This is a genomic window from Novosphingobium album (ex Hu et al. 2023) (assembly GCF_022832385.1).
GTDB classification, from domain to species: Bacteria; Pseudomonadota; Alphaproteobacteria; order Sphingomonadales; family Sphingomonadaceae; genus Novosphingobium; species Novosphingobium album.
Genome location: NZ_JALHLE010000002.1, coordinates 1 through 26,115, shown reverse-complemented (window position 1 = coordinate 26,115; position 26,115 = coordinate 1). Strand labels below are relative to the sequence as shown.

The window sequence follows — 26,115 nt, the reverse complement described above, 5'->3', positions numbered from 1 at the left end:
ACAGAACGGGCAAGGTTCGCGGCAGGTGGGTGCGGAGAGGCAATCCGCACCATTGCGGCATGATATCGGGAGGCAATTTTCCAGACATGAGCGGACCATTCGATCTGACGGGGCGCGTGGCGCTGGTGACCGGCGGGGCCAGCGGCATCGGTGTGGGCATTTGCGAAATGCTGACCGAGGCGGGGGCTGCGGTTGTAATTGCCGACCGTGATGAAGCGGGGGCAAGGAAACAGATCGAGGCCGGGGTTGCCGCGGATTTCGTCGCAGTCGACCTCACCGATGAAGCGTCGATTGTCGGCGCATGCGCCGAAGCGGTCATGCGCCACGGCGCGCCCTGGCTTCTGGTCAACAATGCAGGGCTGCAGCACCGCGAACTGCTGCTCGACGGCACCAGCGCGCACTGGCAGCGGATCAATGATGTGAATGCCCGCGCGCCGTTTCTGATGATCCGCGAAGTGGCGCAGGCGATGATTGCGAAGGGCAATGGCGGCCGTATCGTCAACTGTGCCTCGTGCGGCCTTGTCGGGCAATTCGTGCAGGGGCTGGCGGCCTACCTGGCAAGCAAGGGCGCGCTGGCGGCGTTGACGACGAGCGCGGCCTTCGAACTGGCCGAGCATGGCATCACCGTGAACACAGTGCTGCCCGGCGGCGTCGGCACGCCGGGTGCGATCGGGGCAGAGGGGCCGCCGCCGGTCGGTCCGGGCAATCGCACGCCGCCTTTGGGCTATTGCTCGCCACGTGACGTCGGCTCTGCAGTGCTCTACTTCGCCACGCCCATGGCACGGCTGGTGACCAATCAGGTGCTGGCGGTGGACGGTGGCTTTACGGTGACCTGAACGGGTTCGTTAAGCGGCAGCCTTGCGGAAGGGCGGGCGCGCCCGTCCGATGGTGTCGATAACAGCGCCGATCTGGTCCTCGCTGAAGCCGGCGGTATGTGCCTCCTTCAGCGCGGATACGGGCAACCGGTAGCCTTTGTGCCATGCCTGAACCGCCAGGCGCCGCAGTGCCTCCAGCCGTTCGTTAGCCAGCATGGCAGAAGCAGGCTGCGGGCCCAGTATCAGGCGTGCGAGCCAGCCACGCTTGCGTGGCGTTCGCAGGGTCTCAAGGCCGTCATGGCGGGCCAGTTCGACGATGCGGTGCTCCTGCACGGTCAGCGCTTCGGCAAACCCGATGGTTCGGATATCCACCGGAAGATCGGCGTGAGGAACAGGCAGCGCCATATGCGCTGCATCGCTGAAATCGATGAAGGACATAATTCGTGCTTTCTCAAGTGCCCGGCGCGCGCCCCGGGGCGGGGTGGGGGGACGAGGCGCGCGCCGGAGCGTTTTCCGGCGCAAGGGACACCGGAAAGCAATTTGTTGGGGCCGCATTGACATGGCGAAGCCCGTGTCGCGGCAGATGGCAGTTCATCTTCGGTTCCGTCCGTGATCGTGGCGGGAACCTGGGCAGCTAATGCGGGCTTCGGGTATTCCATGCCGGACGGGGGTCAGATTTGTGTACTAAGTGGTATATATTGCTGTGCGCGCTTGCGTCAAGCGTATTTATGTACCGAGTGGTAATTTAGCGCTCCGCGGCCAATTTCAAGAGTCGCTCAGTGTCCCGGCCACAGGATCAGGAAAGTGTTGACGACGTCCTGCAGGTCTTCCCGGCTTGCGCCGCCCCGAGATTTGACAGCGAGCCCTTGCAGTACGGTCATGAGGCACTGGGCGAGTGCCTTGGGATCGATGCTCTCCGGCAGATCTCCGTCTGTCCTGGCCTGGACGAGTCGTTCGACGACGGCCGCTTCCGACGAAGCGCGGCGGGTGACGAGATGCTCGCGCAGCGCAGGAGCCTCAGCCGTGCAGCTGACCATGCCGATGACGTTCAGACAGCCCTGCGGATCCTTGGAGCCGCAGTGCGTTTCGAGGGCCCCGTTCAGCAGGCGCTCGGCGACCGCCCTGGCCGTTGGCGCTTCCAGCGCGGTCTTGACGTAGGAGAGCTTCTCCCGCTCGTAGAGGTCGAGGGCCTTCTTGAAGAGCGCTTCCTTGTTGCCGAAGCAGGCGTAGAGGCTGGGCTTGGTGATGCCCATGGCTTCGGTCAGTTCGGCCATCGAAGCGCTTTCGTAGCCGTGCTCCCAGAACACGCGCAGGGCGCTGGCCAGAGCCGTGTCGGGATCGAATTCCCGCGGGCGGCCACGGGCCTTGGTGCTGTTGTCGGAGCATTTCATACCACGTGGTATATAGTTTGCGGCGCCTGCGTCGTCCAGTATTGTGGCGGGAATTGACCTGGGCGGGCAGGCCGGCGAGCCTGCCGGAGTTGGCCCGAGACTCAAAACAGGGGACGTTCCTTGACCAATCGGACGGCTGACGGAGTTCCGGCAGGTCCCTCCGGGGAGGGCAATGCGCCGGGAGCGGCCTCCATTTCTCACCGCGAACGCGTGGTGTTTCCGGAGACCGGACAGACAAAGGGCGATCTGGCCGAGTATTATGCCCGGATCGCGCCGTTGATGCTCCCGCATCTTTCGGAACGCCCTGCAAGCCTGTTGCGCTGCCCGCAGGGGCTGGCCGGCAAGTGCTTCTTCCAGAAGCACGATAACGGCAGCTTCGGTCAGCATGTGCACCATGTCCTAATTCGCGAGAAGGCTGGCGGACCCAAGCCCTATATTTACCTCGATAGCGGGGAAGGCGTGCTCGATTGCGTGCAGATGGGTGCGATCGAATTCCATGTGTGGGCTTGTCGTGCAGACCGTCTCGAACAGCCCGACCGTCTGATCTTCGACCTCGACCCGGATGACGGGCTTAACTTCGCGGAGGTCGCGCGCGCGGCCGCCCATCTGCGCCGATGTCTCGACGACAAGGGGCTTGTCAGCTTTCCCATGCTCACAGGCGGCAAAGGAGTCCATGTAGTGGTGCCCTTGCGCAAGGGGCATGGCTGGGATGCGCACCGCGACTTTGCCCGGGGCTTTGCAGAGGCGCTGAGCCGCGCCGAGCCGGACCGTTTCGTCGCCACGATGGCCAAGGCGCGGAGGAAGGGGAAGATCTTCATCGACTGGTTGCGCAACCAGCGTGGGGCGACCGCCGTCGCGCCCTATTCCGTACGGGCCCGGACTGGCGCGCCGGTTGCGGCACCTGTGGCATGGGCGGAACTGGCCGGCCTTAGCGCGGCGAATAGCTATTCGATGTCTGACGTGCAGGGACTGATCGAGAGGGGCCAGAACTTGGGCTTGCAGGGATGGGGCATGGCGGATCAGGCTCTGCCTGACTTGTAACAGGAATGGTTGTCCTGCCGCATGGTCTGAACATCAGGCACCGAGCCGAAGGTGCAGCTGTCAGAGGCCCGCCATCATGCGGTGTTCATAGCATTCGCAGGACATTTCGAGGAGTTTGCCTCCGTCTACGATCGTCAGCGTGCCTCTGCCCTGGTCGATAGCCCCCGCGCCGTTGAGGCGGCCGCAGGCATCGCTGACGGTCGCGAGCCTGAGCCCGAAGACGTTGGCCAGCGTCCGCTGTGTCAACTCGAACTGGTCCGCGCCGGTGCGGTCCCGCGCGCGCAGCAGCCATGTCGCCAGCCGCTGGCTGGCCGAATGGACGCTGGCACAGATCGCCGTCTGCATGGAATCCCGCATCCGGTTGAGGGAGCAGCGCTGCATGGCTTCGGCAACCGGCGCGAACTGCGACAACGCGGTCCCGAGGTCAGTAACTGGCAGCCATGATGCCGATCCGGAGATGGCCACCGTCGCATGGTGCAGGAAGATATTTTCTCCCAGAAAGTGCTCGATCCCGAGAAGGCTGTCGTTGCCGACGGACACGCACTCTACAGTCCGGCCATCACTGAGTATCCCCTGAAGCGAAATGATCCCGCTGTGGGGGAAGATGACGTGGATCAGGGGGGCACCTGGTTCGTGAAGAACTTCGCCCGACATCACCGCCTTCGTCAGCAACCGGGACGCAAGGAAACTGCGAGCCTCGGGAGGAAAAGCATTGAGGATCGCGTTGCTGCGCTGTGTTGGAGAAGGTGTGGCGGTCATCATTATCCGACTTTGGCGGAAATCGTAATTACTGCAATTCGGTAACTAAAAATTCACCATTCATATATACGGTACCGTACATACAAAATACTGGTGCGGGATTTTTGTTAGAACGGTGTCGTTTCAGGCACTCTCATGCGCAAATCACCAGCCGGAAAAAAGGAGAAGCGGTTTGGCAGTGTGCATTCGCGCGCCTGCTTGCTGCTGCCCGGTCATCTCGCAGAGATAACCGGTTTGTTGGGCTTGGAGAAGTGCGAATGACGCGGGGGCGTGATCATGAGCCGGTGTATGGGCTGGAAACAGGCGCTGCAACGCCAGTGTCGGGTCGTCCGCATACGGGCGACGAGCAGACCGGTGGCGATGAGTTCCGGGCCTACAAGGAAGCGCTGAGCAACGCTGCGATCGTTGCAAAGACGGATCTTCGCGGGCGTATTGTCGATGTTAACCGGCAATTCTGCCTGATCAGTGAATATGACCCCGAAGAACTTATCGGCAGACCGCATAGCGTGGTGAATAGTGGGTTCCACAGCCGGGAATTCTTCCGAAATCTATGGGCGGTGATTTCCGCAGGGGCAATCTGGCGCGGGGATATTTGCAATCGGGCAAAGTCGGGACGTCACTACTGGGTCGACACGACCATTGTTCCCTTGCGGGAGCCGGAAGGGCGAATGTCGGGCTACCTGTCGATCCGTTTCGACGTGACCGACCGCAAGCTGGCCGAGGCCGAACTGGTCAAGGAGCTCGGGCGGCGCGAAGTGGCTGAAGACCTTTTGCGGGACATCGTCGAAGCGGTACCGTCGGGCATCGTCACATTCGGTCCGGATGGCAATTTCCAGTTCAGCAACCGGGCCTTCCATGAGTTTTACGGGAGTGCGCCAAAGGGGAAGGGGCATGCCCCCCACCGCGGATTGCTTTCGGTTCCGATCGAGCGGCTGCCCGAACTGGACGATATGTGGCCGAGCCTGCGCAAGGAGGACAGCCGGCGGGTGACAAAGCCCTACATCCGGCAACTGGGAGCCGACCAGTGGGTCCAGATCAGCAACCGGCGATCGACATCGGGCAATTTCGTATCGGTACAGACCGATATTTCGGGTCTGAAGCGCGCTGAGCTGCAGATCAAGTATCAGGCCGAGAAGGACGCCCTGACAGGGTTGTCGAACCGCAGTGCGCTGCTTCGCCGCCTCAAGCGGTATGCGCAGTCCCGGTCCGGAAAGGACAGGAAATTCGCGCTGATGCTTGTCGATCTGGATGATTTCAAGGCAGTCAACGATCGTCATGGGCACGATGGAGGCGACACGCTCCTGCAGATAGTGGCCCAGCGTATCCGGTCCTCCGTAAGAAAGACCGATATGGTTGCCCGCCTTGGCGGCGACGAGTTTGCCATTCTTCTGCGCGACGTGGAGCATCAGCGCGATGTGAGCGAGGTTGCCAAGGGGCTGCTGGAGTCCCTTGGGCAGCCCGCCCGGCTCGGGCGGCGAACCGTGGTGCCTTCGGGCAGCATCGGCGCATCGCTGTTCCCGCGTGACGGGGAGTCCCCGAAGGAATTGCTCAAGAACGCCGACCTTGCCCTTTATCAGGCGAAGTCGGCCGGGCGGAACCGCTGCACCGTTTACAGCAGCTCCATGCGGCGGGAGCGTCAGCGGCGCGAACGTCTTGTGGAAAAGCTGCGCGAAGCCATTTCCAGCGACGGACTGACAGTCGCCCTGCAGCCGCAAAACGATGTCCGGTTCGGCAGGCATCACGGTTTTGAGGCGCTTGTGCGCTGGAAATCAGGGCGGCGGGATATCCCACCCCCGGAGCTGATTTCGGTTGCAGAAGAGGCGGGGCTGATCTGCGAGGTAGGCTATCAGGTGATCGACAAGGGGCTTGCCGCACTTGCCTGCCTGAAACGGGACAACCTGCAGCCTGGAACCATAGCTTTCAACGTCTCGAGCGCGCAGCTGCTGCAGCCGGAGTTTGCAGGACGTCTTCTCGAACTCATGCACAGGCACGGCGTCGAAGGTGTCGATGTCGAGATCGAAGTTACCGAAAACGTCATTCTGGACCGGTCTGCCGACGGTATCGCGCTGTCCTTGCGGGAACTTCACGCTGCCGGAATTTCCGTTGCGCTGGATGATTTCGGAACCGGCTACGCCTCACTCATCCACCTCAAGCGGTTTCCCATCGACCGATTGAAAATAGACCGCTCGTTCATCACCGGAATGCTGGATGGAAAGAACGATGGGATCATTGTGCGAACCATCATTTCGCTGGCCCACAGCCTTGGATTCACGGTTGTGGCCGAGGGCGTGGAAACCCCGGCTCAATACCGCGAACTGTCCAATCTGGGGTGTGATTTCGTTCAGGGCTACCTGCTTGCCCAGCCTATGAACGAGGCCTCCGCGCGCGAATATCTCGCCGAGCAGCAGGGGAGCTGGCCTTCTCTGCACCGTGACCACGGCAGTCCCGAGCTGCCAATCTGAACCACTTCCGAAACCACTGCTTCTCTCTATCAGCGAAGGATCAGCCATGACCACAGCATCTGCCACGATCGCACAACGGCTCGATTTTTACGGGCTCGAAAGCCGAAGCGACCGAGAGTTTCAATTCATCAGTGAGCTGCTGCGCGTTCACGCGCCTCAAGCTATCAGCGCTTTCTACGACAAGGTGGAGACGACACCTGAGGCGAAGCGGTTTTTCAAGTCGCGGTCGATGATGGATCATGCCGGTGAAAAGCAGCTGGCGCACTGGAACGGCATTTTCGAAAATGCGCTGGATGGCGATTATGTCGGCCGGGCCGAGAAGATCGGGCAGGTGCACGCCCGCATCGGGCTTGATGCCAGCCTCTATTTTGGGGCTTATGCCCAGATATTGGGAACGCTGACATACAAGGCCATCGCCGGGTCGCGGTGGGGGGCGTTTCCCGGCATCCGAAGTATTGCCGGCATCGTCAGCAGGTTCGTCAAGATCGCGCTACTGGATATGGATATTGCGGTGACGACGATTTTCGCCACCAAGGAGCGTGAGCAGCGCGCCGTGATCCAGCAACTGGGCGAGGCGCTGCGGCGGGTGGCCCAGGGTGATCTCTGCGCGGAAATCGGTGAACTGCCCAAGGACTACGAGCAAGTGGGCAAGGATTTCTCCGAAGCGATCGCTGCCTTGCGGGAAATGCTGGCTACCGTGTCCGAGACGTTCGACACGATCCGCACCGGCGCGGCGGAAATCAACGCTGCGTCCGCAGATCTGGCCAACCGCACCGAACAGCAGGCTGCCTCCATCGAGGAAACCGCAGCGGCTGTGCGCGAGCTCACCGGTTCGGTTCAGCAAACGGCGGCGACGGCCCACTCAGCCCGGGATGCAACGGTCAAAGCCAATCACGATGCCAGCGAGGGCGGGCGCATCGTGGTGGGCGCCGTCGATGCCATGACCGGCATCGACAGGAGCTCGGGCGAGATCGGGCAGATCGTCGAGCTCATCGACGGCATTGCCTTTCAGACGAACCTGCTCGCGCTCAATGCGGGCGTTGAGGCAGCGCGAGCCGGTGAGGCTGGAAAGGGCTTCGCGGTCGTCGCGACCGAAGTGCGCGGGCTGGCGCAGCGGGCGGCAGAAGCTGCAAAGGACATCAAGGCCCTGATCGGCCAGAGTACATCGCAAGTGCGTGCAGGCGTGGATCTGGTGGGGCAGACCGGCAATGCGTTCGAGCAAATCGTCGTGCAGGTCGGACAGGTGGTGGAGCAGGTCCAGGAGATCGCCGACAAGGCCCAGTTCCAGGCGAACAGTATAGCGCAGGTCAATGCTGCGGTGTCCGGCATGGATGAAATGACCCAGCAGAATGCGGCGATGGTGGAGCAAACCTCGGCAGCTGCCCGCAGTCTGCAGGATCAGGCCGATCGCGTGTCCGTGCTGGTCAGCCGCTTCAACATCGGCCGGGCACAGGTTGGAGCCGCTACTGACCACAGGCTTGTTGCGTAAGCCCCAGGAGGCGCTGTGCTTCCGGGGAGGGGCTCAGCGCCAGAGCGTACTGGTCCTGCTATTGGCGTGCAGGGGCAGGTGGTTCGTCCGGGCATTCGTCCAGACAGAGACCTTTCCCATTGTAGAAGCAGCACTTTTCCTTGCCGTAGACATCAAGAAGAGATCGCAGGAGAGACCTCCATTGATCTTCCATGATGACAATGCGCTGCCCCTCGCCGGTGTCAGGGTTGTGCGAGTGCAAAATGACGTTGCCGTCGTCGAAATAAGCCAGCTTGAGCTCATGGCCTTCGCCGGCGCTATCGCCACTGTCTCTGATATGGATCGGCATCCAGCTTTATCCAAACCCCGCCTTTGCGCTTCGTGACGTCCTCGAATCAAACCAGTTGAGGATATGGCATCTGGCCATAGCTTCGGAAACTATATAATCGGTTATTGCGAAGCACTTGCGCATTATTTTATCGTGCTGCTCGTCTGTCGGAGAATGCCCGAGTTACGCGCCTAGGTTTTCGTCAACACCTCGGAGGCGGCAATCGCGCTGAGATTGAGGATCGTGCGCGAGGTTGCACTTGGTGTCAGGACATGGATCGGCTGGGAAAGCCCCATCAGCATCGGTCCGATGGTCGCGGCATTCGAAGAGGCCGCAAGCGCGGTCAGCGTGATGTTGGCAGCATCGAGGTTGGGCATGACCAGCAGGTTGGCCGATCCGTCGAAACGGGCATCGCTGACCAGACGCTCTCGCAACGGCTGAGCCAGGGCGGCATCGGCGTGCATTTCACCGTCAACGGCAAGGTCCGGAGCGGTGTTGCGCAGGATTGCGAGAGCAGCGCGCATCTTGCGCGCGCTGGGGCTGTGGGACGCGCCGAAATTCGAATGCGAGAGCAGTGCCACACGCGGATCGAGGCCGAAATGGCGCAGCTCCTGACTGGCCAGCAAGGTCATTTCTGCGACCTGTTCCGGTGTGGGCTCGGTGACCATGTGCGTGTCGGTGAGGAACAGTGCTCCCGCGTCGAGGATCAGGCCGGACAGCGCATAAACGCGTTCGACGCCGGGCTGGCGGTCGATGACGCGCAGCACATGCTTGACCTGTCCCCAGTATTCCGAGTTACCGCCGACCAGCGCCGCATCGACGCGGCCCGTGCGCAGAAGCATCGCGGCGGTGACGGTGGGGCGGCGGCGGATGTGGCGAACGGCCTCGGGGGCAGGCACGCCCTTGCGTCCTGCAACGCTGCGATAGGTCTCCAGCAGTTCGTCCATCAGGGCTTCGTCCGTTTCCGGATCGACCACTTCGACGTCCCGGTCGAGCTCGAAGCGCAGGCCCAGCGCGGGTAGCCGTTCCTTGAGGATGCGGCGGCGCGCGACGATCACGGGGCTGGCGATGCCGTCATCAAGCGCGTCCTGGATTGCGCGCAGCACCCGCTCGTCCTCGCCTTCTCCGTAAGCGATGCGCGTGCGGGTGCCACGCGCGCCCTGGAAGACCGGCAGCATGACTTGCGCCGAGCGGCTGTTCTTCTGCTCCAGCGAGCGGCGATACGTCTCGATATCGATCGGGCGGGTGGCAACGCCCGTGTCCATCGCCGCTTTGGCGACGGCGGGCGCGATCTCGACGATCAGGCGCGGATCGAAGGGCGTGGGGATGATGTATTCGGGGCCGAACACCAGCTTGCTTCCGCCATAGGCTTGCGAGACACTCTCGTGCGCGGGCAGCCGGGCCAGCGACGCGATCGCCTCGGCTGCAGCCACCTTCATTGCCTCGTTGATCGCGGTGGCCCCCACGTCGAGGGCGCCGCGGAAGATGTAGGGGAAGCACAACACGTTGTTGACCTGGTTCGGAAAATCCGAACGGCCGGTGGCAACGATGGCGTCGGGCCGCGCTGCGCGCGCGACGTCAGGAAGAATCTCGGGCTCGGGATTGGCCAGTGCGAAGATCAGCGGGTTCCCGGCCAGCAGCGGCAGCCATTCGGGCTTGAGCACGCCGGGTGCCGACAGGCCGAGGAAGACGTTGGCGCCGGGCAGCACGTCGGGCAGGGTGCGCGCATTGGTGGTGCGGGCATAGCGCGCCATGTTGGGCAGCATGCCCTCGCGCCCGGCGTGGATCACGCCGTCCTTGTCGGTCAGCGTGACGTTTTCGACCTTAAGGCCCATCGATACCAGCAGATCGACGCAAGCCAGAGCCGCCGCCCCCGCGCCTGAAGTGACGAGCTTTGCTTCGGCCAGCGTCTTGCCCTGCAGCACGAGCGCGTTGCGCACCGCGGCTGCCACCACGATCGCGGTGCCGTGCTGGTCGTCGTGGAAGACCGGAATGCCCATCCGCTCGCGCAGGGCCGCTTCGATCGCGAAGCATTCGGGTGCCTTGATGTCTTCGAGGTTGATGCCGCCGAAAGTCGGTTCCAGCAGTGCCACGGCTTCGACGAACTTCTCGGGGTCGGTGGTGTCCACCTCAATGTCAAAGACGTCGATATCGGCGAACTTCTTGAACAGTACGCCCTTGCCTTCCATCACCGGCTTGGATGCCAGCGCACCGATTGCGCCGAGGCCGAGGACGGCGGTGCCGTTGGTGATGACGGCCACGAGATTGCCGCGTGCGGTGTAGTCGTTCGCCTTGCCGGGATCAGCAGCAATTTCCTCGCAAGGTGCCGCTACGCCGGGCGAATAGGCCAGCGCCAGATCGCGCTGGTTGACCATGCGTTTCGTCGGTTCGACGGTGATCTTGCCGGGGCGGGGAAGGCGGTGATAGTCGAGTGCCGCGCGGCGAAGCGTATCGTCCATGAGTTTCCTGATTTCCGGATTCGAGCGATCGGAGGGCACGCCCTTACCAGCAGCCGAGGGAGAATTACAGGCACTCACACAGGTGCGCACAATCTAATGCAGTCATGCCGTCGTCGGGTGCCGGAAATCTTCGCTTCGCCGTTGCAGGCTTATTGCGCCGCGCCGAACAGGGTATCGCGGACGCTCTTGTCCGGATGCAGCGACCGGGCCTGCGTTCAGGCCTTGCGTGTCCAGGCCAGCGGAAGGCTGTCGACGTTGAATGTTGGGCCCGCGTGGTACGTGTAGTGCTTGCCTTCGGGGATGTGAATGTCGTCGAAGCGGTCGAGGAAGCTCTGGATCGCGATCTTCAGTTCGCGCCGGGCAAGGTGCATGCCGAGGCACAGGTGCGGGCCGCTCGCGAAGGAAAGCGTCTGTTCCGACCGGTCGAGGTTGATCGCATGCGGGGCCGGATAGGCTTCGGGATCGCGGCAGGCGATGAAGATCGGCATCACGACGAGATCATTTTCCTTCATCTGCACCCCGTGCCAGACGAAGTCCTGCGTCACCCGGCGCTGGCTGGAAACCACGCTGAACATACGCAGAAGCTCGAGTACCGCCTTGTCCATCTTGTCCATCTTGTCCGGATTGTCGCGCAGGAACTGCTGGAATTCGGGATGCGTCGCGATGTGGCGCATCGACCAGCTCAGCGTGGCGTAGACGGTGTCGAGACCGCCGACATAGAACGTGTAGAACATGCCCAGGATCTCGCCGTCGTTCAGCTTGCGGCCGTCGATCTCTGCGTTGACGATGCTCTCCATCAGCGGCGTCATGGGCTGCTTGCGCTGCTGTTCGAGGTGGTATTTCAGATATTCGAGGATCTCTCGTCCCGCGCCGATCCGCTCTTCCATCGTCGCGCCGTGCAGCAGGCTCTGCTCCCAGCCGAAGAACTGGTGCATCATGTCCGCTGGCATTCCCATCAGCTTCAGGAAGATCAGGCTGGGGAAGGGGATCGCGAAGTCCTTCACGAAGTCGCAGCCGCCCTTGTCCTCGAACGGGGCGATCAGCTGGTGCACCGTATCATGCACGCCCTGTTCCATGTGGCTTACCGCCTTGGGCGTGAAGAACGGCGTGAGCACCTTGCGGTACTTCGTGTGCATCGGTGGATCGATGTTGACCGGATTGAGGTTCCAGTCGACGCCCAGCAGCATCGTCAGGTCCATGCCGCCTTCGCTGGAGAAGTGCTCCCAGTCGATGAAGGCTTCCTTCAGCAGCGCGTGGCGCGCGATCACCCATCCGGGGCGCCCCTGCACGGCATCACGCGCCCAGATCAGGGGCGGGCCATCCAGCAACCGGCTCGCGGCCATGAAGGGATCGTCCAGCTCGTTGTTGAATTGTGCCAGCGAATGGTCCCACGCGAGGTTTGCGGGGACATGTGCGGGTATGAACGAGGATTGTGCGCTGGTAGCCATCCGTCATCTCTCCATGTGTGCACGGACTCGCGCCGCACCTTAACTTTGCAATACAGAGTACTTTTCTGTTCGCGGTCGTCAACCGGCAATGGCGGAGCGTGGAGACGCGACGTGATGCGCCTTCACATCCCGCAAGGCGGGGCGGGCAAACCTGTGCACGGGCAGCTGGGGGCGGTCGGTTTGGGTCTGTGCATCAGCCCGTGCCATTCAGCTGAATTCTCCCTTGCCGCTCCGAAACCGCTTTGCCTTTACCGCGCCTGTCGGCTAGGGCGGCCGTCATGGATATTGGTATAGTCCAATAAGACCAAATTGTAACAATGCCTCGGACGGTCCGGGGCCGCTGGATCGGTGCGCCAGCCGGCAGGGAGCTTAGTGCTGCATGACGAGTACATTCATCGATTCTGTCTTCGCCCTGTTCGACAAATTCGGGTCGGAACACTACGGCGAGGATGCTTCGCAACTCCAGCACGCGTTGCAGTGCGCGCAGCTTGCCCGGCAGCATGGTTGCAGCGACAGTCTGATCGCGGCTTCGCTGCTGCATGACATTGGCCAGTTTCTGGATGATGCGGGTAACGCTGCCGTGAAGCTGCACACCGATGGCCAACATGAAACTACCGGAGCATCCTATCTTTCTGCGGTTTTCGGGCCGGAGGTGACGGAACCGGTCCGGTTGCATGTCGATGCCAAGCGCTACCTTTGCACGATGCAGCCGGATTATCGGGATGGACTGAGCGGGGCATCACAGCTGAGCCTCGAATTGCAGGGCGGGACGATGAGCGACGAAGAGGCGGAATCGTTTCTGGCCAACCGCTATGCGAAGGCGGCGCTGCTGCTGCGCAGCTTCGACGATGCAGGCAAGCGGCCAGACTGGCAGGTGCCCGGGCTCGATACTTACCGCGCCATGTTGCAGTCATTGCAGCGCGCATCCTGATACTGTTCCCCCCGACGAAGGGCGCGATTCTCTTGCAGGACCGCGCCCTTTTTCATGCGTGCCTAAAGGCAGGCACCCAGCCCCGTAAAGCGGTTGCAACGGGCGTCTGTGGCCCATTTGCCGCGCTGTTTGGGATGATCTCATTTTGGCAAGAACTGTCACAGAGGAGTCTCTGGAAGCTGCTTAAGGGGTATTGGTCCATACCAAATTAGTGGGGAGCTTCCATGATGAGTCGAGATTGCGTTCGGGGCATGCACCCGAACTTGAAGAGCTTTTTGCTGGCCGGCGTCGCGATGGTGGTTGCGGGCGCCCGCCCGGAAGCCGCACTGGCCCAGCAGGCTCCTGACGTTTCAGCCGATGCCATTGTCGTGTCCGGTTACCGGGAATCGCTGAGCATTGCCCGCGACATCAAGAAGCAGGCGGTCATCCAGAAGGATGTGATCGTCGCCGAGGACATGGCGAAGTTCCCGGAACTGAACCTGGCAGAATCGCTGCAGCGTCTGCCGGGCGTGCAGATCACCCGTGAAGCGGGCGAGGGGCGCCGCATTTCGCTGCGTGGTCTTGGTTCGGACTTCGCGCGCGTGCAGCTCAACGGCATGGAAGTGCTCGGCAACGTTGACTCGGCGCAGGACAGCCGCGGCCAGCGCTCGCGCGACCGTGCGTTCGACTTCAATATCTTCGCTTCGGAACTTTTCTCGAAGGTGGAAGTCGAAAAGACCTTCCAGGCTGCGCAGAACGAAGGCGGCATGGCGGGCACCGTGGGCCTGTTCACGGCCAAGCCGTTCGATTACGAGCCCGGCACCAAGGGCGCCATCACCGGCAAGCTGGGCACCAACCAGTACACCAAGGACGCCCAGCCGCGCATTGCCGCGATGTATAGCCAGAACTGGGACAATACGTTCGGCGTGACACTGTCGGTCGCCTACTCCCGGCGCGAGACCACCGAGCAGGGCCATAACACCTACAACTACACCACGGTGAGCGGCACACAGATGCAGGACCTGATCGCGAAGGGCCTGGACATCTCCAACCTGAGCGCAGCACAGCAGGCCGCGCTTACCGATACGAACAACACGTTCTACTTTGCGGACGGCAACCGCATCTCCTCGTGGAATGCGAAGATGGAACGCCTTGGCCTGACCGCGGCCGTGCAGTGGCGCCCCGCAGACAATCTGCTGCTGACGCTCGACGCGCTGCATGGCCGCTTCACCACGCACCGCGACGAATTGCACCTTGCCACCCGCCCGCTCAATTCGCGCGGTTCGATCGCGTTCGATACGGCCGCTGGCGGTGTCTGGCCGGCGCAGTTCCAGACCTCGTCGGTGATCAATGACATCGCCTGGGACGACAGCGGCTACGTGACTTACCTCGACGTGACCGGCACCACTTTCGGCAGCGAGCATCGCCGCGAATTGAACAAGAACCGCTTCAACCAGATTGCCCTGACCGGCGACTGGGAAGCGTCGGACAGCCTCACGATCGACGGCCACATCGGCTACGAGAAGTCGAAGTACGAAACGCCCTACGACGACAAGTTCTACATGCGCGCGAAGGGCAATCTGATCGCGGATTACGGCACCGACGGCCGTTCTGCCACGTTCAGCTATCCCGACTGGGACCCGACCGACCCGTCCAACTACGCGATGGACGATTTCTACTACCGTTCATTCTACAACCAGTCGGAACTGCAGGAAGGCGTGCTGAACCTGCATTACAAGGCGAGCGGCGTGTGGACGATCCGCGCGGGTGCGGCTTATCACCGCTTCGAGCAGGACGGCGCCAGCTATTTCTATGACGGCAACGTCAACGGGACCCGCGACAAGACACGCGGCACGTCGGTCGACGGCATCACCGATGTGTTCTCGAACAGCTGGGGTTCCTGGCTGATCGGCAACTACAGCGACGGTTTCGCGAAGTACAACGAGTACCATCGCCTCGAACCGAACACCGATGGTTCGGGCGGCGTGATCCAGGATATCGAGAACGTCTACAAGGTCACTGAGCGGACGATCTCCGGCTACCTGCAGGCGGACTGGGACGGCGAACTGTTCGGCAAGCGCTTCCGCGGCAACGTCGGTGCGCGCGCTTATACGACCAAGACCAGCAGCACCGGCTGGATCCAGGGAGATAACTACGCCTACCTCGGTACGGCGGACGTCGAAGGCGACTATTCGGGTGTGCTGCCGGCCATGAATGCCGTGCTGGAAGTGACGCCGGACGCTTTGGTGCGCTTTGCCGCCACGCAGAACATCAATCGTCCGAGCCTTGGTTCGATGGCTGCGCAGGGTTCCGCGTTCGAGGGGGACAACAGCGTGATCACCGCCTCGCGCGGCAATCCCAACCTCAAGCCCTTCAAGGACACCACGCTGGACCTGTCGCTGGAATACTATTTCGGCAAGGAAGGCCTCATCTCGGTGGGCGTGTTCCACAAGTGGATCAAGAACTTCATCGGTTCCGAGACGCTTGAGAACGTGCCGTTCAGCGAGACTGGCGTGCCCTCCAGCACGATTCCGGGCGCAACCGACAGTACGATCGTCACGGAATTCACGATGCCCGTCAACGTTGCGGGCACGAAGTCGCTGACCGGTATCGAACTCGCCGCACAGGGCCAGTTCTCGTTCCTGCCGGCACCGTTCGACAACCTGGGCGCAGTGGCGAATTTCACCTACGTGGATGCTGACGAGGAAATCACCGGGATCTCCGACACCAGCTACAACTTCACGCTCTACTATGAAACCGAACGCTGGGGGGCACGCGGTTCACTGAGCCATCGCTCGCGCTGGTACACCGGCAAGAGCGACAGCCTGATGAGCGCCAGTACGCGTGGCTTCGAAGGCACCACTTATGTCGACGCCTCGTTCTTCTACAACGTCACCGATGCGTTCCAGCTCACGGCCAACGCGATAAACCTGACGAACGAGAAGGACACGCAGTTCTGGGGCCAGAACCGCTACCTCTACAACCAGAACCAGAGCGGCACGACCTACATGGCCGGGTTCGCTTACAAGTTCTGATCCCAACGCCTGTTCGAGGCGGCGCCCTCCTTCCTTCGGGAAGGGGGCGCTTTGCCGCATTGAGTGACACGGCATGATCGTTTCCCACCGCCACCGTTTCATCTTCGCTGCCGTGCCCAAGACCGGCACCCATGCCGTGCGGCAGGCCCTGCGCGAGCAGCTGGGCAAGGAAGACGTCGAGCAGGTCCGCCTGTTCGAGGAAAAGAGCTTCCCCTGGCAGGATCTGGCGGCGGTGCGGCATGGCCACCTCTCGCTGCGGCAAGTGCGCCCCTGCCTCGGCGAGGAGGCGTTCGGCAACTATTTCAAATTCGCCTTCGTCCGTAATCCGTTTGACCGTTTCGTTTCGTACTGCGCCTTCATGCTGAGAGGCGGCGATGTCTTTCAGCGCCAGCCGCAGGACGTGATGTACCATTTTCTTTTCCGGGAGCCGCCCGAACAGCACATTTTGGCTCAGCCGCAGGCCTCGCTGCTCACGGGCGAGGACGGCCGGACCCTTCTGACCGACATGGTCGGCCGCGTCGAGGACATGCAGGGCTCCTACGACGCGATCTGCGCGTGCATCGGTATTCCCTCGCGCCCGCTTGACCGCGTCAACGGTACCCGCCACGCCGATTACCGTCGCTATTACGACAGGACGCTGATCGAGGGCGTCGCCGCACGCTATGCGCAGGATCTGGAGCTGTTCGGCTATGCATTCGAGGGGCTGCGATGACGCTCGCGCCTCCCACGGCCAATCCGCGCAAGACTACGACTGTCCGCCAGCTCGGCGCCGTCGATATCGCTGCGCTGCGGGCGGCCGTGATGGCGATCCCCGAAGCGGTCTGGGATGCCGAAAACGCTCGCAAACCCAACAAGTTCGAAGTGCTGGGCACGACGCGGCATATCGTGTTCCGCTTCATCGAAAGTCCGCTCGACTGGCGCGGTGATTTTGACTGCCCGGCCTGGCCGCAATGGCGCGGCCTGCTGGAGCCGGTGCTGGCACAGGCGGTGCGCGCTTATGGGTATGCGCACGGGACGTTCCCGCGGGTGATGCTGGCCCGGTTGCCTGCAGGTGGGGTGATCCATCCGCACATCGATGCCAATCCCGCGGCGAAGTGGCCGCACAAGATTCACGTGCCTTTGTCAACCAATCCCGGGGTGGTGTCATGCTTCGGCGGCGGCGAACACCTCTTCCCGATTGGGGAGGCGGTCGAGGTCAACAATTTGGGGCCGCACTGGGTGCACAATGGCGGCGCGACGGACCGCATCCACCTTATCCTCGAATACTACGACGCCGATCAGCCGGAGCCCGACTGGCTGGAGCCCTTGCTGCATGTGGACAGGGCGCGCTGATGCTTGCCGCCACCGCCAGCCAGCGGGACGCCCTGTTGCACGAAGCCCAGAGCCTGCGCGCTTCCGGCCGGGTGCCCGAAGCGCTGCTCGCTCTTGCCCGGCTACGCGCGCTGCATCCCCGGTTCAGCCGTCTCTATCAGGAACGCGGCCACTGCCTTGTCTTGCTGCGCGACGGACCGGCGGCGATCGAAGCGCTGCGCGAGGCGGTGCAGCTCAATCCCACGCTGCCCGCAAGCTGGGACATGCTCGAGCAGCTGTACCGTATGCTGGGCGATACTGCGCAGGCTGCCGCGGCGGCGCAGCATCTGGCCATATTGCAGCAACTGCCGTCCGAAGTTGTGGTGGCCAACAGCCTCTGCGCCGATGGCGATCTGGCGGAAGCGGAAGAGGTCCTTCGCGGCTATCTGCGCAAGGACAGCGGCAATGTGGGGGCACTGCGCCTGCTTGCGCGCATCCGTCAGGACCGCGAGGCACCCGAAGACGCGCAGAGCCTGCTGGAAGCGGTACTCGATCTGGCGCCTGACTATCACGAGGCTCGCTTCGACTATGCGGCGGTGCTGCTGGGTCAGCAGAAGCACTGGCAGGCACATGAGCAGTCCGCGCAACTTGTCCACCAGGATTCCGGCAACCGCGAATATCTGAGGCAATACGCCGCGGCCTGTGTGGGGCTGGGCGACCACGAGCCCGTGATCGATCTGTGCGAGAAGCTTCTGGCTGGCGCTCCCCGGTCCGGCTCGGAGGCCGCCGACCTGTACCTGTGGCGGGCGAATGCGTTGAAGACCGTGGGCAGGCAGCCGGAGGCCATTGCCGGCTACCGCGCCGCGCTGGCCGCGCGCCGGGACTACGGCGTAGCCTGGTTCAGTCTTGCCAATCTCAAGACCTACCGTTTCACCGCCGAGGAAATCGCGCACATGCAGGCGGCCGAGGCCCGGCCCGAGACGCAGGACATGGACCGCGTCTATCTCTGTTTCGCGCTTGGCAAGGCGCTGGAGGATCAGGGCGATTACGCTTCTTCATGGCGCTACTATGAGCGCGGCAATGCGCTTCGCAGCAGCACTAGCGGTTATAGCGCCGATGCCGCGGAGACCTGCGTCCTGCGGCTGAAGCATGTCTTTACCGCGGAATTCTTCGAGACCCGCGCTGGTTGGGGCGTGAACGATCCGTCACCCGTCTTTATAGTGGGTCTGCCGCGTTCGGGTTCGACTCTGATCGAACAAATACTGGCGTCGCATTCGCTTGTCGAAGGCACGCAGGAACTGACCGAGATCGGCCGGTACGTGAGTGATCTGTGCGGTGCCGATCCGGTTTGCGGTCTGCCAATCGATCCCAGGGCGATGCATCGCCTGTCAGCCCGCGAGGCACGCGCGCTTGGCGAGCGTTTCCTTTCCGAAACCCGGGTCTACCGCCGCGAGGGGCGGCCGTTCTTCATCGACAAGATGCCCAACAACTTCTGGCACGTCGGGCTGATCCATTTGATCCTCCCGAGCGCAATCATCATCGATGTGCGCCGCGAGCCGATGGCTTGCTGTTTCAGCAATCTGAAGCAGTTGTTCGGCACCACCAATCAGGAATTCACGTACGGCATTGATGATATCGCCCGTTACTACCGCGCCTACCTCGATCTCATGCGGCATTGGGATGCGGTACTGCCGGGAAGGGTGCTGCGGCTTCATTACGAAGACGTGGTCGAGGATTTGGAGTGCAGTGTCGACCGCATGCTGAATCACTGCGGCCTGCCTTTCGAGAGAGCCTGCCTTGTGTTCCACGAGACCCGGCGCAGTGTGCGCACGCCCAGTTCCGAACAGGTTCGCCAGCCCATCGACCGGCAGGCGCTGGACCAATGGCGAAACTACGCACCCTGGCTTGCCCCGTTACGGGACCGGCTGGGCGATGCCCTGACGGACTACAGGAGCTGACCCATGCGGCTGTCGCGCCCTTTTTTCCAGCTTCCCGTTCTTTTCGATGCTGAGCGTCTGCAGGCCGAAATCGCGGCCCTGCCGGACGACGCCTGGGTGCCGCATCCTGACGGCGTACCCGGCAACAGCGCCGCGCGGCTGATCAGCGCCGACGGTGGCGAGACCGACTCTGTTCACGGGCAGATGCTGCCGACCCGCTGGCTTGCAGGCATGCCCTACATGCGCCAGGTCCTCGCTGGCTTTGGCGTCGTCTGGGGCCGCTCGCGGCTGATGCGCCTTGAACCGGGCGTGGGAGTGCCTGACCACGCCGACATCAATTACCACTGGCATACGCGCGTACGGCTGCACATCCCGGTCTTCACCCGTCCGGAGGTGCGCTTTCACTGTGACGGGCAGGCCGTGCACATGGCTGCCGGTGAAGCCTGGGTGTTCGACAACTGGCGGCGGCATCATGTGGAGAACAAGGCTGCCTCCGCGCGCATCCATCTCGTCGCGGATACATCAGGTACGGCAGCGTTCTGGCAGTTCGCCTGCGGGCCGGTTCCGCCGCGCGAGCAATGGCGCAAGGCCAGCTGGAACCCGGCGGCAAATCCCCGGCTGCTCACCGAGAGCAACCAGCGGTCACCGGTGATGCCGGCGGCAGAGGTGCAGTTTCTGGTCGAGGATCTGTGTGCGGAACTGACGGTCGCGACGGATACTGCCGAAGCCAGGGAGCGCGCCGCGCGCTTCAGTTTGTTGATGAAGAACTTCGTGTTCGACTGGCGTCAGCTCTGCGCCCTGCATGGCGTCGGCGGACCGGCGGAAGCGGACTTTTGGCACCTGGCCGGTGCCGTACGCGAGGCTGCGAGGCCGCTTGCGGATGGTCTGGTCATGCGAACCAACAATGCCAGCGCGTTGCTGGTGCTCGAAAAGCGCGTGCTGCAGCATCTGGTCGTGGACGATGCCGGAGCGCAGGCAGGGCGCACCGGTGAAGTGTCCGGGGTTTGCTGAAAGGATGAGGCAGCCGTGATGGTGGATGGCAGGTCTCGGCCCGGATGCGGGTCCGTTGCCGTGTGCAGAGCCACGAACCCGTTGCTGCGCAAATTGTCATGCGTGACGGTGATCACGCGTAAGATTCGCCCATCGTTCTAAGCTTGCCGCGCGACCCGAGGAACTCAGATGTTATGTCTGATTTCCGATAAAACTTTGGCCCGGCGGGCTTCAGGTTCGCCGGGCCATTTTTTCGGCGATGCCGTCCGAGAAGGCTGTTGTCAGAGCACATCCCCGGTTATTGGGTGGACCGGCAATTCTTCACGGGGGATGAACAGCTTGCTCGACGCCGAACGGCTGGCCGTGATGCAGTCGGTATTTTCCTGCAGTGATGACGCTGCGGCCGCACTCGGCGCCGCGGTGCGGGAATTGAGCGTTCCCGCCAAGGGCGTGGTTGCCCGTCAGGGCGATCTTGCCCATCATTGCTGGCTGGTCGTTGACGGTGTTGCTCAGGCGCAGATCAACGGGCCCGACGGGCAACTTATTTTGCTGGCCTCTTATGGGCCGGGCGAGCTTTTCGGTAGCTATCCTGGGCCGGCCGCGCTTCGCACGGATTTTGTGGCGATGGGGGCGCTGACGCTCTTTTCCATCAAGACTACCGTGCTTGCCGATCTCGCGCGCAGCAATGCAGATGTGGGTCACGGGCTCTCCGTGCTGCTTGCCAGACAGCTCGACACCTTGCTGGACAGGATGGCAGCCAGAACCACGCTCAGCGCCACCGGCCGTGTCTATGCCGAATTGTTGCGGCTTGCGGGCGATTCCAACCGGATCGAACCGCCGCCGGTATTGTCCGCGCTGGCGTTGACCGTGCACACAACGCGCGAGACGGCTTCGCGGGCAATTGCCAACCTGGTCCGCCGCGGCATCGTTCGTCGTACCGATGCCGTGCTTGAGATTACGGCGCCCCGGCTACTTGCCGAGCTGATTGCCTGATACGCGATCGGGAAAGAGCCCGTAGATCGACAACTCGCCGGTCGCGCCACGAATGCTTCCCATGGGTTCGACATTGGCGGCCGGTATCTGCAGGGTCAGTGCAAGCGCAGCGGCCTCGCTAAGCGCGATTGCGCCCTTGATGTCCGTCGACGAGAGGGTAAGGCCGCGATCGAAATGGACTGACAGACTTGCATCGGATACCGCGCAATAGTCCAGCCCGAGTCGGGCATTGGGGTGCTGCGCGACGAGATGTTGCGCAGCGCGTGCACCCTCGGTGATCGTGGAAAACGAGTGGAGGGCCAGGCCTTCGCGGCTGGCCAGCCGTTTGCTCCCTGAAGGCAATTCCCGCGCCAGCGCGGTCGGCAGCGTTAGCAGGGCAGTGGCCTGTGACGTCGATGGCAGCGCCGCACTGCTCAGGTTGCTGCGCTCGATAACGACGCGCCTTAGCTCAAGGCCATGTCGCATCCAGTCGGCATCGTCATGCGATGGCCCTTCCTGGTCCGGTTCCTGGACGCGCAGGGCGATGGCTGACGATTGCAGACGGCGGGCATCGCGGATGGCAAGCCCCATGGCAGCCTGTCGTGCAATCGCGATGGAAGCTAGGCTGAGCGGTTGCCAATCGTCGAGGATCAGGACCGAGACGGCCTCGTCCATGAGATGCGCAAAACGCGCTTCCCATGCTGATTCCAACGGCAGCACGGACGCCTGCAGGAAAAGTTCCGGAGCGCAGGGCAAAACCACATGAAGATGCGCGCCAAGGCGCAGGGCCTCTTCGGCGACCATGATGTCCGCCCCAGCCGCGAGTGCACCCACCACATTGCCGGGACGGATGGTATGCAGCGCGGATGCAATCGCGTCGCGCGCTTCCGCGTCGTCTTCGGCAATGCCCAGTATGCCATCGAAGTGCAGTGAAGGGGGAGGGCGATAACGGTCCAGCCAGTCGGCCGACCACCCCATTTCCGCCGCAATCATGGCGAATTGCCGCAGTGTCGAGGCATGATCCTCCCATGCCTCGGGCTGGTTTTCCACGGCCCGTCCGAGAATGGTCTCGGCCTCTCCCTTGCGTCCAAGCAGGAGGCATGCCTCAGCCCTTGTCGCATCCAGCCAGTAGGTGGTTTCCGGAGCGCAGTCGTCGCTGTCGATCAGAGCAAGCGTTTCGAGCGCGAGGGCCTGCGCGCGATCACGCCGCCCCGCAAGCAGGGCGAGCGTGGCGGCGTTGATCAAGGGGTAGGTTGCGCGGGACAGATGGGAGGCACGCTCGTACGCGGCAATCGCGTCGTTCAGCAGGGCGTCCCGCGTCTCTCCGTCTGCTTGCGCGGCGCGGTCCTTGAGCAGTCGCCCGTGGACCGTGAGTGCATTGGGATCGTCGAGACGCGTATCAAGCCCGGCTGTCAGAAACTGCGCCCACGCCTGTTCCAGCGCACCCGCGCGTGCCAGCCGGGTAATGCTGTTGAGCTGTGCCCTGTCCATGCTTGCTGTTTGTTCCATATGGGCCATAGAGACGCCAACAGTTTTACATGCGTGGACCGGTACTCGTCCCGTCGGGATCGATCGCGAGCACTACGCCGAAGCCGTCACCATGCACATAGTTCGCGCGAATATAGAGGTTGAAGATGAACCCGATGGTCTCGCCTTCCTTGAGCGGCTCACCGTTGCCGTTGCGCATATAGTTGCGGCAGCGGAGTGCAGGGAACCCGCCGACCGAGACGTCCTGAAGATCGTAAAAGCTCTTGTTGGGCGCGACCGGTGCCGGCGGCGGCGGCAGTGAGGAGTTGTCCTTCTTTTCCAGAAACAGCATCGGGTCGGTGCCGGTGCCATCGTGGAAGCTGTAACCGGGCGCATCGAGGACGACCGTGAAATAGCACATGTACTCGACAAAGCTGATGTTCTCGAAGGTATAGCCCCGGAATTCCGGGGCGGACGAATCGTCTGCCCTGGCAAGCTTCAGCAGGCCTTCTTCGGTTGCTTCGAGGCCGTTTGCCCCGATAGGGGCGAACCACCGGCTGACCAGCCACTTGCCGTCCGTCACGCCGATGTAGAGAAGCATGACGTGCGAGATCTTGTTGCCGGGACCGGCAATTCGAACACTGTCTCCGTGAATCATTTAATTCCCCATTCCTGAAGTGTTGGCGTCCAGACGCGCGATGGCATCAAGCCGTTGGATGGACTCGGCGCGAAATGCCGGAACAGCGGCCGAACCGCTGTGGACCTTGCCGATCATCTCTCCGGCCTCTTTCGTCAGCCGCGCGACTTCAGCGGGCTGTCGAAGCGCCTGCGCCACCTCGGCGGCATCGGAGAGGACGCGCAAGTGCTGTTCGAACCAGTACTGGTTCCGGGGGTCGCGCTCCTGCAGGCGCAGGGCCTGCGTTTCCGCGTCCTTCACCAGTGTCGCCGCTTCGGTCAGTTTGCCGCTCTTGAAAGCGATGCGGGCAAGCGCCCTCGTGGCGACGAGCGTCTGATAGGCGAGATCGCCATTGTCCGGATCGGCACGCCTCAGCGGCTTGAGCAGGGCAAGCTGGCGAACCCGGTGCCAGCGCGCTGCATCCAGATCCCTGTGATCGAACTGCACATCGGAAATCCGGGCATGACGTTCGGCAACTTCCTTGCGGATGAGGACAGAGTCGGGATCCAGCGCCTGCGCCCGCAAGAAACAATCGAGCGACATCTGGTAGTGCATGATGGCGCCGGGATCGTCTTTCTGGAACAAGTACTGAATGGCAGCGATATTGCTGAGCGCATAGCCGACTTCCATCAGGCTGCGCGATTTGCGGGGTTCCAGTTCCGCCAGCCTTTCGGCCAGTCTCAGATAGGCCCGGTAATGGCCCAGCGCGGCTTCGGCCTGTCCCTGCAACTGGTCGACCTGGCCAACCCAGAACTCGCTCTGCGCATGATTGAAGATGCGCTCGGGATCGCCGGGAGCCTTTTTCAGGATCGATTCGGTCGTTCGGTGCGCTTCCTTGAATTTCTGCAGGGCCGCCGGAAGATCACCAAGGGCGATGTCGTCCTCGCCCATGGCATGGAGAATGCGCGCGCGCCGTTCGAGACTTTCGTCAGGCAGCCGGTCGAGCTCGCCCTGCGCCCGATAATAGTTCATCGCGCGCTTGTTGACGGTCGTCAGTACATCCAGGCGGCCTACGCTGCGCAGGCGCTGGCGCAAATCGGTCAGCATGAACTCGACCATCCCTTCGGCTTCGGCACGTTGCCGCTCCGCCTCGCGCTGGGCTTGCCAAGCGAAAAGCGACAACGTGACGAAGCCTAACGCTATGATAAGCGACATGATCGTGATCGCCGTCACGCGTCGCACGCGTCTTTGCGCGTCGCGCTGGACAAGCCGGTCCAGCCTTACCCCGGAGAGGCCCGCGACCAGTTTGAGGGTGCCCAGCTTCTCGCCGTCCCCTTCGGTTCGCAAGTCCGCGGCGAGCGGTTCGGCGTCCTCGGTCAGCGCCGGGGGGAAGGCGTCGTCCGGATCGCCCTTGATGACGGCAGCCAGGATCGGACGTGTCGGGTGGACCTCCCGGAATAACCGGATTTCCTTGTCCACCCAGAGAGACATCGCAGCCGAAGGCGAGCAAAGAACGATCATCGCGCCGGAACGCGCAATTCCCTCCTTTACGCTTTCGGAAAGATCACTGGCTGCAGCGAGTTCGTCCTGATCGCGAAAGACGGACCCCAAGCGGCGGGAGCCATCCTCGAGGGCCAGGCCCTTGGGCAGCCTGTAAGTCTCCAGCCGCCGCTGCAGACGGCGAGCCTTGCGAACATCCTTGTGACTGTAGCTGAGAAAGGCCAGATATGACGCCTCGGTCTCCATCCGCCCTTCCACTGGTTGTTTACGGTCCGGCCGCTCGAACGCCGGGTGATTAGCAAGTTTGGACTCTCACATCCATCGCCGATCGCAACGCTTGCGCAAAAGGACGCCTCGATAGCTGTGTCGGCTCTGTAAAATGCCTGTTCCCCAACAAATGGCGAAGGGGGCGATCCGCAAGGGGCCGTGCCGTAATGACGCTTCCCCTTTCGAGGGGCAGGGTTCGTTGAAGATTACAGTTCCTCGGGCCAGTAGAGGCGCATCGGGTTGGTGATCAGGAGCTTTTGCTGCAGCTCCACCGTCGGCGCGATCCGCGGGATCATGTCGACGATGTGGCCATCGTCCGCGATCTCGTCCTGCATGTTGGGGTGCGGCCAGTCGGTGCCCCAGATCACGCGGTCCTGATAGTCGGCAACGAGCGGGGCCACGGCCGAGGCGAAGTTGTCCCAGGGATCGCCCATGCCGCCTTCCTTGATGGCATCGAGGCGCTCGGGGCAGGTTGCCTTGAACCAGATGTCCTCACGAGAATCGAGCAGGCGGCGGAAGGCCTTCATGTCCTCGCCGTCCGGACCCTGCCGCACGTCGGGGCGACCCATGTGGTCGATCACGAGGGGGACCGGGATGGCGTCCATGAACGGGCGCAGTTCCTCGAGGATGTCGGCTTCGAAGTAGATGACGACGTGCCAGCCCTCGGGCAGGCGTTTCGAGACTTCGAGGAACTTGTCCTTGGGAGCATTGTCGACGAGGCGCTTCAGGAAGTTGAAGCGGATGCCGCGCATGCCGCCTTCATGGAGCGCGGACAGTTCTGCGTCCGAAATGTCGGGATCGACCACGGCAACGCCGCGAGCCTTGCCTTCGGACTTTGCGATGGCGTTCAGCGTGGCGGCGTTGTCGGTGCCGTGGCAGCTGGCCTGCACGATGACATTGCGCGAAAAGCCGAGGTGATCGCGCAGGGCAAAGAGCTTGTCCGGCCCTGCGTCCTGCGGA

At 62.6% G+C, this 26,115-nt stretch carries 20 protein-coding genes and 1 pseudogene; 11 read left to right on the top strand and 10 right to left on the bottom strand.

Translation table 11 applies throughout. The features are described 5' to 3' along the window. The first annotated feature begins 86 nt into the window (after positions 1-86). Positions 87-836 (top strand): SDR family NAD(P)-dependent oxidoreductase, encoded by a 750-nt coding sequence (locus tag MTR64_RS01350; protein WP_243989998.1) that lies wholly within the window; start codon positions 87-89, stop codon positions 834-836. A 9-nt stretch (positions 837-845) separates the two neighbouring features. Here MTR64_RS01350 and MTR64_RS01345 read toward each other — a convergent pair whose 3' ends face one another. Then, positions 846-1,253: a hypothetical protein gene (locus MTR64_RS01345; protein ID WP_243989996.1), complete on the bottom strand. Its 408-nt coding sequence runs from the start codon at positions 1,251-1,253 to the stop codon at positions 846-848. A gap of 338 nt (positions 1,254-1,591) precedes the next feature. After that, positions 1,592-2,206 carry a TetR/AcrR family transcriptional regulator gene (locus tag MTR64_RS01340; protein WP_243989993.1) on the bottom strand — a complete coding sequence of 205 codons (615 nt, stop codon included), beginning with the start codon at positions 2,204-2,206 and terminating at the stop codon, positions 1,592-1,594. 183 nt (positions 2,207-2,389) lie between these two features. Here MTR64_RS01340 and ligD point away from each other — a divergent pair. Beyond that, positions 2,390-3,247: pseudogene (gene ligD / locus MTR64_RS01335) on the top strand (non-homologous end-joining DNA ligase); the annotation flags it as partial. 60 nt (positions 3,248-3,307) lie between these two features. Here the strand turns inward: ligD and MTR64_RS01330 are convergent. Then, a complete protein-coding gene (locus MTR64_RS01330; protein WP_243989992.1) occupies positions 3,308-4,006 on the bottom strand; it encodes a Crp/Fnr family transcriptional regulator in 699 nt (232 codons plus the stop codon). Here MTR64_RS01330 and MTR64_RS01325 point away from each other — a divergent pair. Then, positions 3,994-6,468 (top strand): putative bifunctional diguanylate cyclase/phosphodiesterase, encoded by a 2,475-nt coding sequence (locus MTR64_RS01325; RefSeq protein ID WP_243990258.1) that lies wholly within the window; start codon positions 3,994-3,996, stop codon positions 6,466-6,468. The two genes, MTR64_RS01330 and MTR64_RS01325, sit on opposite strands and share 13 nt — an antisense overlap. 46 nt (positions 6,469-6,514) lie before the next feature. Next, positions 6,515-7,957 (top strand): globin-coupled sensor protein, encoded by a 1,443-nt coding sequence (locus MTR64_RS01320; RefSeq protein ID WP_243989990.1) that lies wholly within the window; start codon positions 6,515-6,517, stop codon positions 7,955-7,957. 58 nt (positions 7,958-8,015) lie between these two features. On the opposite strand, the gene MTR64_RS01315 is transcribed toward MTR64_RS01320, so the two are convergent. From MTR64_RS01315 to MTR64_RS01305, 3 genes are all read right to left on the bottom strand, one after another. Beyond that, a complete protein-coding gene (locus MTR64_RS01315) occupies positions 8,016-8,285 on the bottom strand; it encodes a hypothetical protein (protein WP_243989987.1) in 270 nt (89 codons plus the stop codon). Between the two features lie 170 nt (positions 8,286-8,455). After that, complete coding sequence (locus MTR64_RS01310) at positions 8,456-10,723, bottom strand: NADP-dependent malic enzyme (RefSeq protein WP_243989985.1); 2,268 nt, start codon at positions 10,721-10,723, stop codon at positions 8,456-8,458. 215 nt (positions 10,724-10,938) lie between these two features. Beyond that, a complete protein-coding gene (locus tag MTR64_RS01305) occupies positions 10,939-12,171 on the bottom strand; it encodes a cytochrome P450 (RefSeq protein ID WP_243989983.1) in 1,233 nt (410 codons plus the stop codon). A 379-nt stretch (positions 12,172-12,550) separates the two neighbouring features. Between MTR64_RS01305 and MTR64_RS01300 the strand changes: the two genes are divergently transcribed. The 7 genes from MTR64_RS01300 to MTR64_RS01270 all read left to right on the top strand — a co-directional run bounded on the left by MTR64_RS01300 (position 12,551) and on the right by MTR64_RS01270 (position 21,326). Next, complete coding sequence (locus MTR64_RS01300) at positions 12,551-13,102, top strand: HD domain-containing protein (RefSeq protein WP_243989981.1); 552 nt, start codon at positions 12,551-12,553, stop codon at positions 13,100-13,102. A gap of 263 nt (positions 13,103-13,365) precedes the next feature. Further along, positions 13,366-16,116, top strand: coding sequence for a TonB-dependent receptor (locus MTR64_RS01295; RefSeq protein ID WP_243989979.1), 2,751 nt, complete (start codon positions 13,366-13,368; stop codon positions 16,114-16,116). Positions 16,117-16,189: 73 nt separating this feature from the next. Continuing rightward, positions 16,190-16,828: a sulfotransferase family 2 domain-containing protein gene (locus tag MTR64_RS01290; RefSeq protein ID WP_243989978.1), complete on the top strand. Its 639-nt coding sequence runs from the start codon at positions 16,190-16,192 to the stop codon at positions 16,826-16,828. Next, a complete protein-coding gene (locus tag MTR64_RS01285) occupies positions 16,825-17,448 on the top strand; it encodes an aspartyl/asparaginyl beta-hydroxylase domain-containing protein (RefSeq protein WP_243989975.1) in 624 nt (207 codons plus the stop codon). The genes MTR64_RS01290 and MTR64_RS01285 overlap by 4 nt, the downstream gene beginning before the upstream one ends. Continuing rightward, positions 17,448-19,364 (top strand): tetratricopeptide repeat-containing sulfotransferase family protein, encoded by a 1,917-nt coding sequence (locus tag MTR64_RS01280; RefSeq protein ID WP_243989973.1) that lies wholly within the window; start codon positions 17,448-17,450, stop codon positions 19,362-19,364. Before MTR64_RS01285 ends, MTR64_RS01280 begins: the two co-directional genes overlap by 1 nt. Before the next feature lie 3 nt (positions 19,365-19,367). Continuing rightward, positions 19,368-20,354 (top strand): aspartyl/asparaginyl beta-hydroxylase domain-containing protein, encoded by a 987-nt coding sequence (locus MTR64_RS01275; RefSeq protein WP_243989971.1) that lies wholly within the window; start codon positions 19,368-19,370, stop codon positions 20,352-20,354. Positions 20,355-20,672: 318 nt separating this feature from the next. Beyond that, positions 20,673-21,326: a Crp/Fnr family transcriptional regulator gene (locus MTR64_RS01270; protein WP_243989969.1), complete on the top strand. Its 654-nt coding sequence runs from the start codon at positions 20,673-20,675 to the stop codon at positions 21,324-21,326. Here MTR64_RS01270 and MTR64_RS01265 read toward each other — a convergent pair. From MTR64_RS01265 to MTR64_RS01250, 4 genes are all read right to left on the bottom strand, one after another. After that, complete coding sequence (locus tag MTR64_RS01265) at positions 21,303-22,796, bottom strand: TRAFs-binding domain-containing protein (RefSeq protein ID WP_243989968.1); 1,494 nt, start codon at positions 22,794-22,796, stop codon at positions 21,303-21,305. The genes MTR64_RS01270 and MTR64_RS01265 overlap by 24 nt on opposite strands. Before the next feature lie 43 nt (positions 22,797-22,839). After that, complete coding sequence (locus MTR64_RS01260) at positions 22,840-23,430, bottom strand: hypothetical protein (RefSeq protein WP_243989966.1); 591 nt, start codon at positions 23,428-23,430, stop codon at positions 22,840-22,842. Beyond that, complete coding sequence (locus tag MTR64_RS01255; RefSeq protein WP_243989965.1) at positions 23,431-25,134, bottom strand: toll/interleukin-1 receptor domain-containing protein; 1,704 nt, start codon at positions 25,132-25,134, stop codon at positions 23,431-23,433. A gap of 227 nt (positions 25,135-25,361) precedes the next feature. Further along, the coding region (locus tag MTR64_RS01250; RefSeq protein WP_243989963.1) for an amidohydrolase family protein at positions 25,362-26,115 on the bottom strand (754 nt) is incomplete at its 5' end.

Coding starts and splice junctions, on each gene's coding strand:
- MTR64_RS01350 (WP_243989998.1), top strand. CDS start 87: ATGAGCGGACCATTCGATCTGACGGGGCGCGTGGCGCTGGTGACCGGC.
- MTR64_RS01345 (WP_243989996.1), bottom strand. CDS start 1,253: ATGTCCTTCATCGATTTCAGCGATGCAGCGCATATGGCGCTGCCTGTT.
- MTR64_RS01340 (WP_243989993.1), bottom strand. CDS start 2,206: ATGAAATGCTCCGACAACAGCACCAAGGCCCGTGGCCGCCCGCGGGAA.
- MTR64_RS01330 (WP_243989992.1), bottom strand. CDS start 4,006: ATGACCGCCACACCTTCTCCAACACAGCGCAGCAACGCGATCCTCAAT.
- MTR64_RS01320 (WP_243989990.1), top strand. CDS start 6,515: ATGACCACAGCATCTGCCACGATCGCACAACGGCTCGATTTTTACGGG.
- MTR64_RS01315 (WP_243989987.1), bottom strand. CDS start 8,285: ATGCCGATCCATATCAGAGACAGTGGCGATAGCGCCGGCGAAGGCCAT.
- MTR64_RS01310 (WP_243989985.1), bottom strand. CDS start 10,723: ATGGACGATACGCTTCGCCGCGCGGCACTCGACTATCACCGCCTTCCC.
- MTR64_RS01305 (WP_243989983.1), bottom strand. CDS start 12,171: ATGGCTACCAGCGCACAATCCTCGTTCATACCCGCACATGTCCCCGCA.
- MTR64_RS01300 (WP_243989981.1), top strand. CDS start 12,551: ATGACGAGTACATTCATCGATTCTGTCTTCGCCCTGTTCGACAAATTC.
- MTR64_RS01290 (WP_243989978.1), top strand. CDS start 16,190: ATGATCGTTTCCCACCGCCACCGTTTCATCTTCGCTGCCGTGCCCAAG.
- MTR64_RS01285 (WP_243989975.1), top strand. CDS start 16,825: ATGACGCTCGCGCCTCCCACGGCCAATCCGCGCAAGACTACGACTGTC.
- MTR64_RS01280 (WP_243989973.1), top strand. CDS start 17,448: ATGCTTGCCGCCACCGCCAGCCAGCGGGACGCCCTGTTGCACGAAGCC.
- MTR64_RS01275 (WP_243989971.1), top strand. CDS start 19,368: ATGCGGCTGTCGCGCCCTTTTTTCCAGCTTCCCGTTCTTTTCGATGCT.
- MTR64_RS01265 (WP_243989968.1), bottom strand. CDS start 22,796: ATGGACAGGGCACAGCTCAACAGCATTACCCGGCTGGCACGCGCGGGT.
- MTR64_RS01260 (WP_243989966.1), bottom strand. CDS start 23,430: ATGATTCACGGAGACAGTGTTCGAATTGCCGGTCCCGGCAACAAGATC.
- MTR64_RS01255 (WP_243989965.1), bottom strand. CDS start 25,134: ATGGAGACCGAGGCGTCATATCTGGCCTTTCTCAGCTACAGTCACAAG.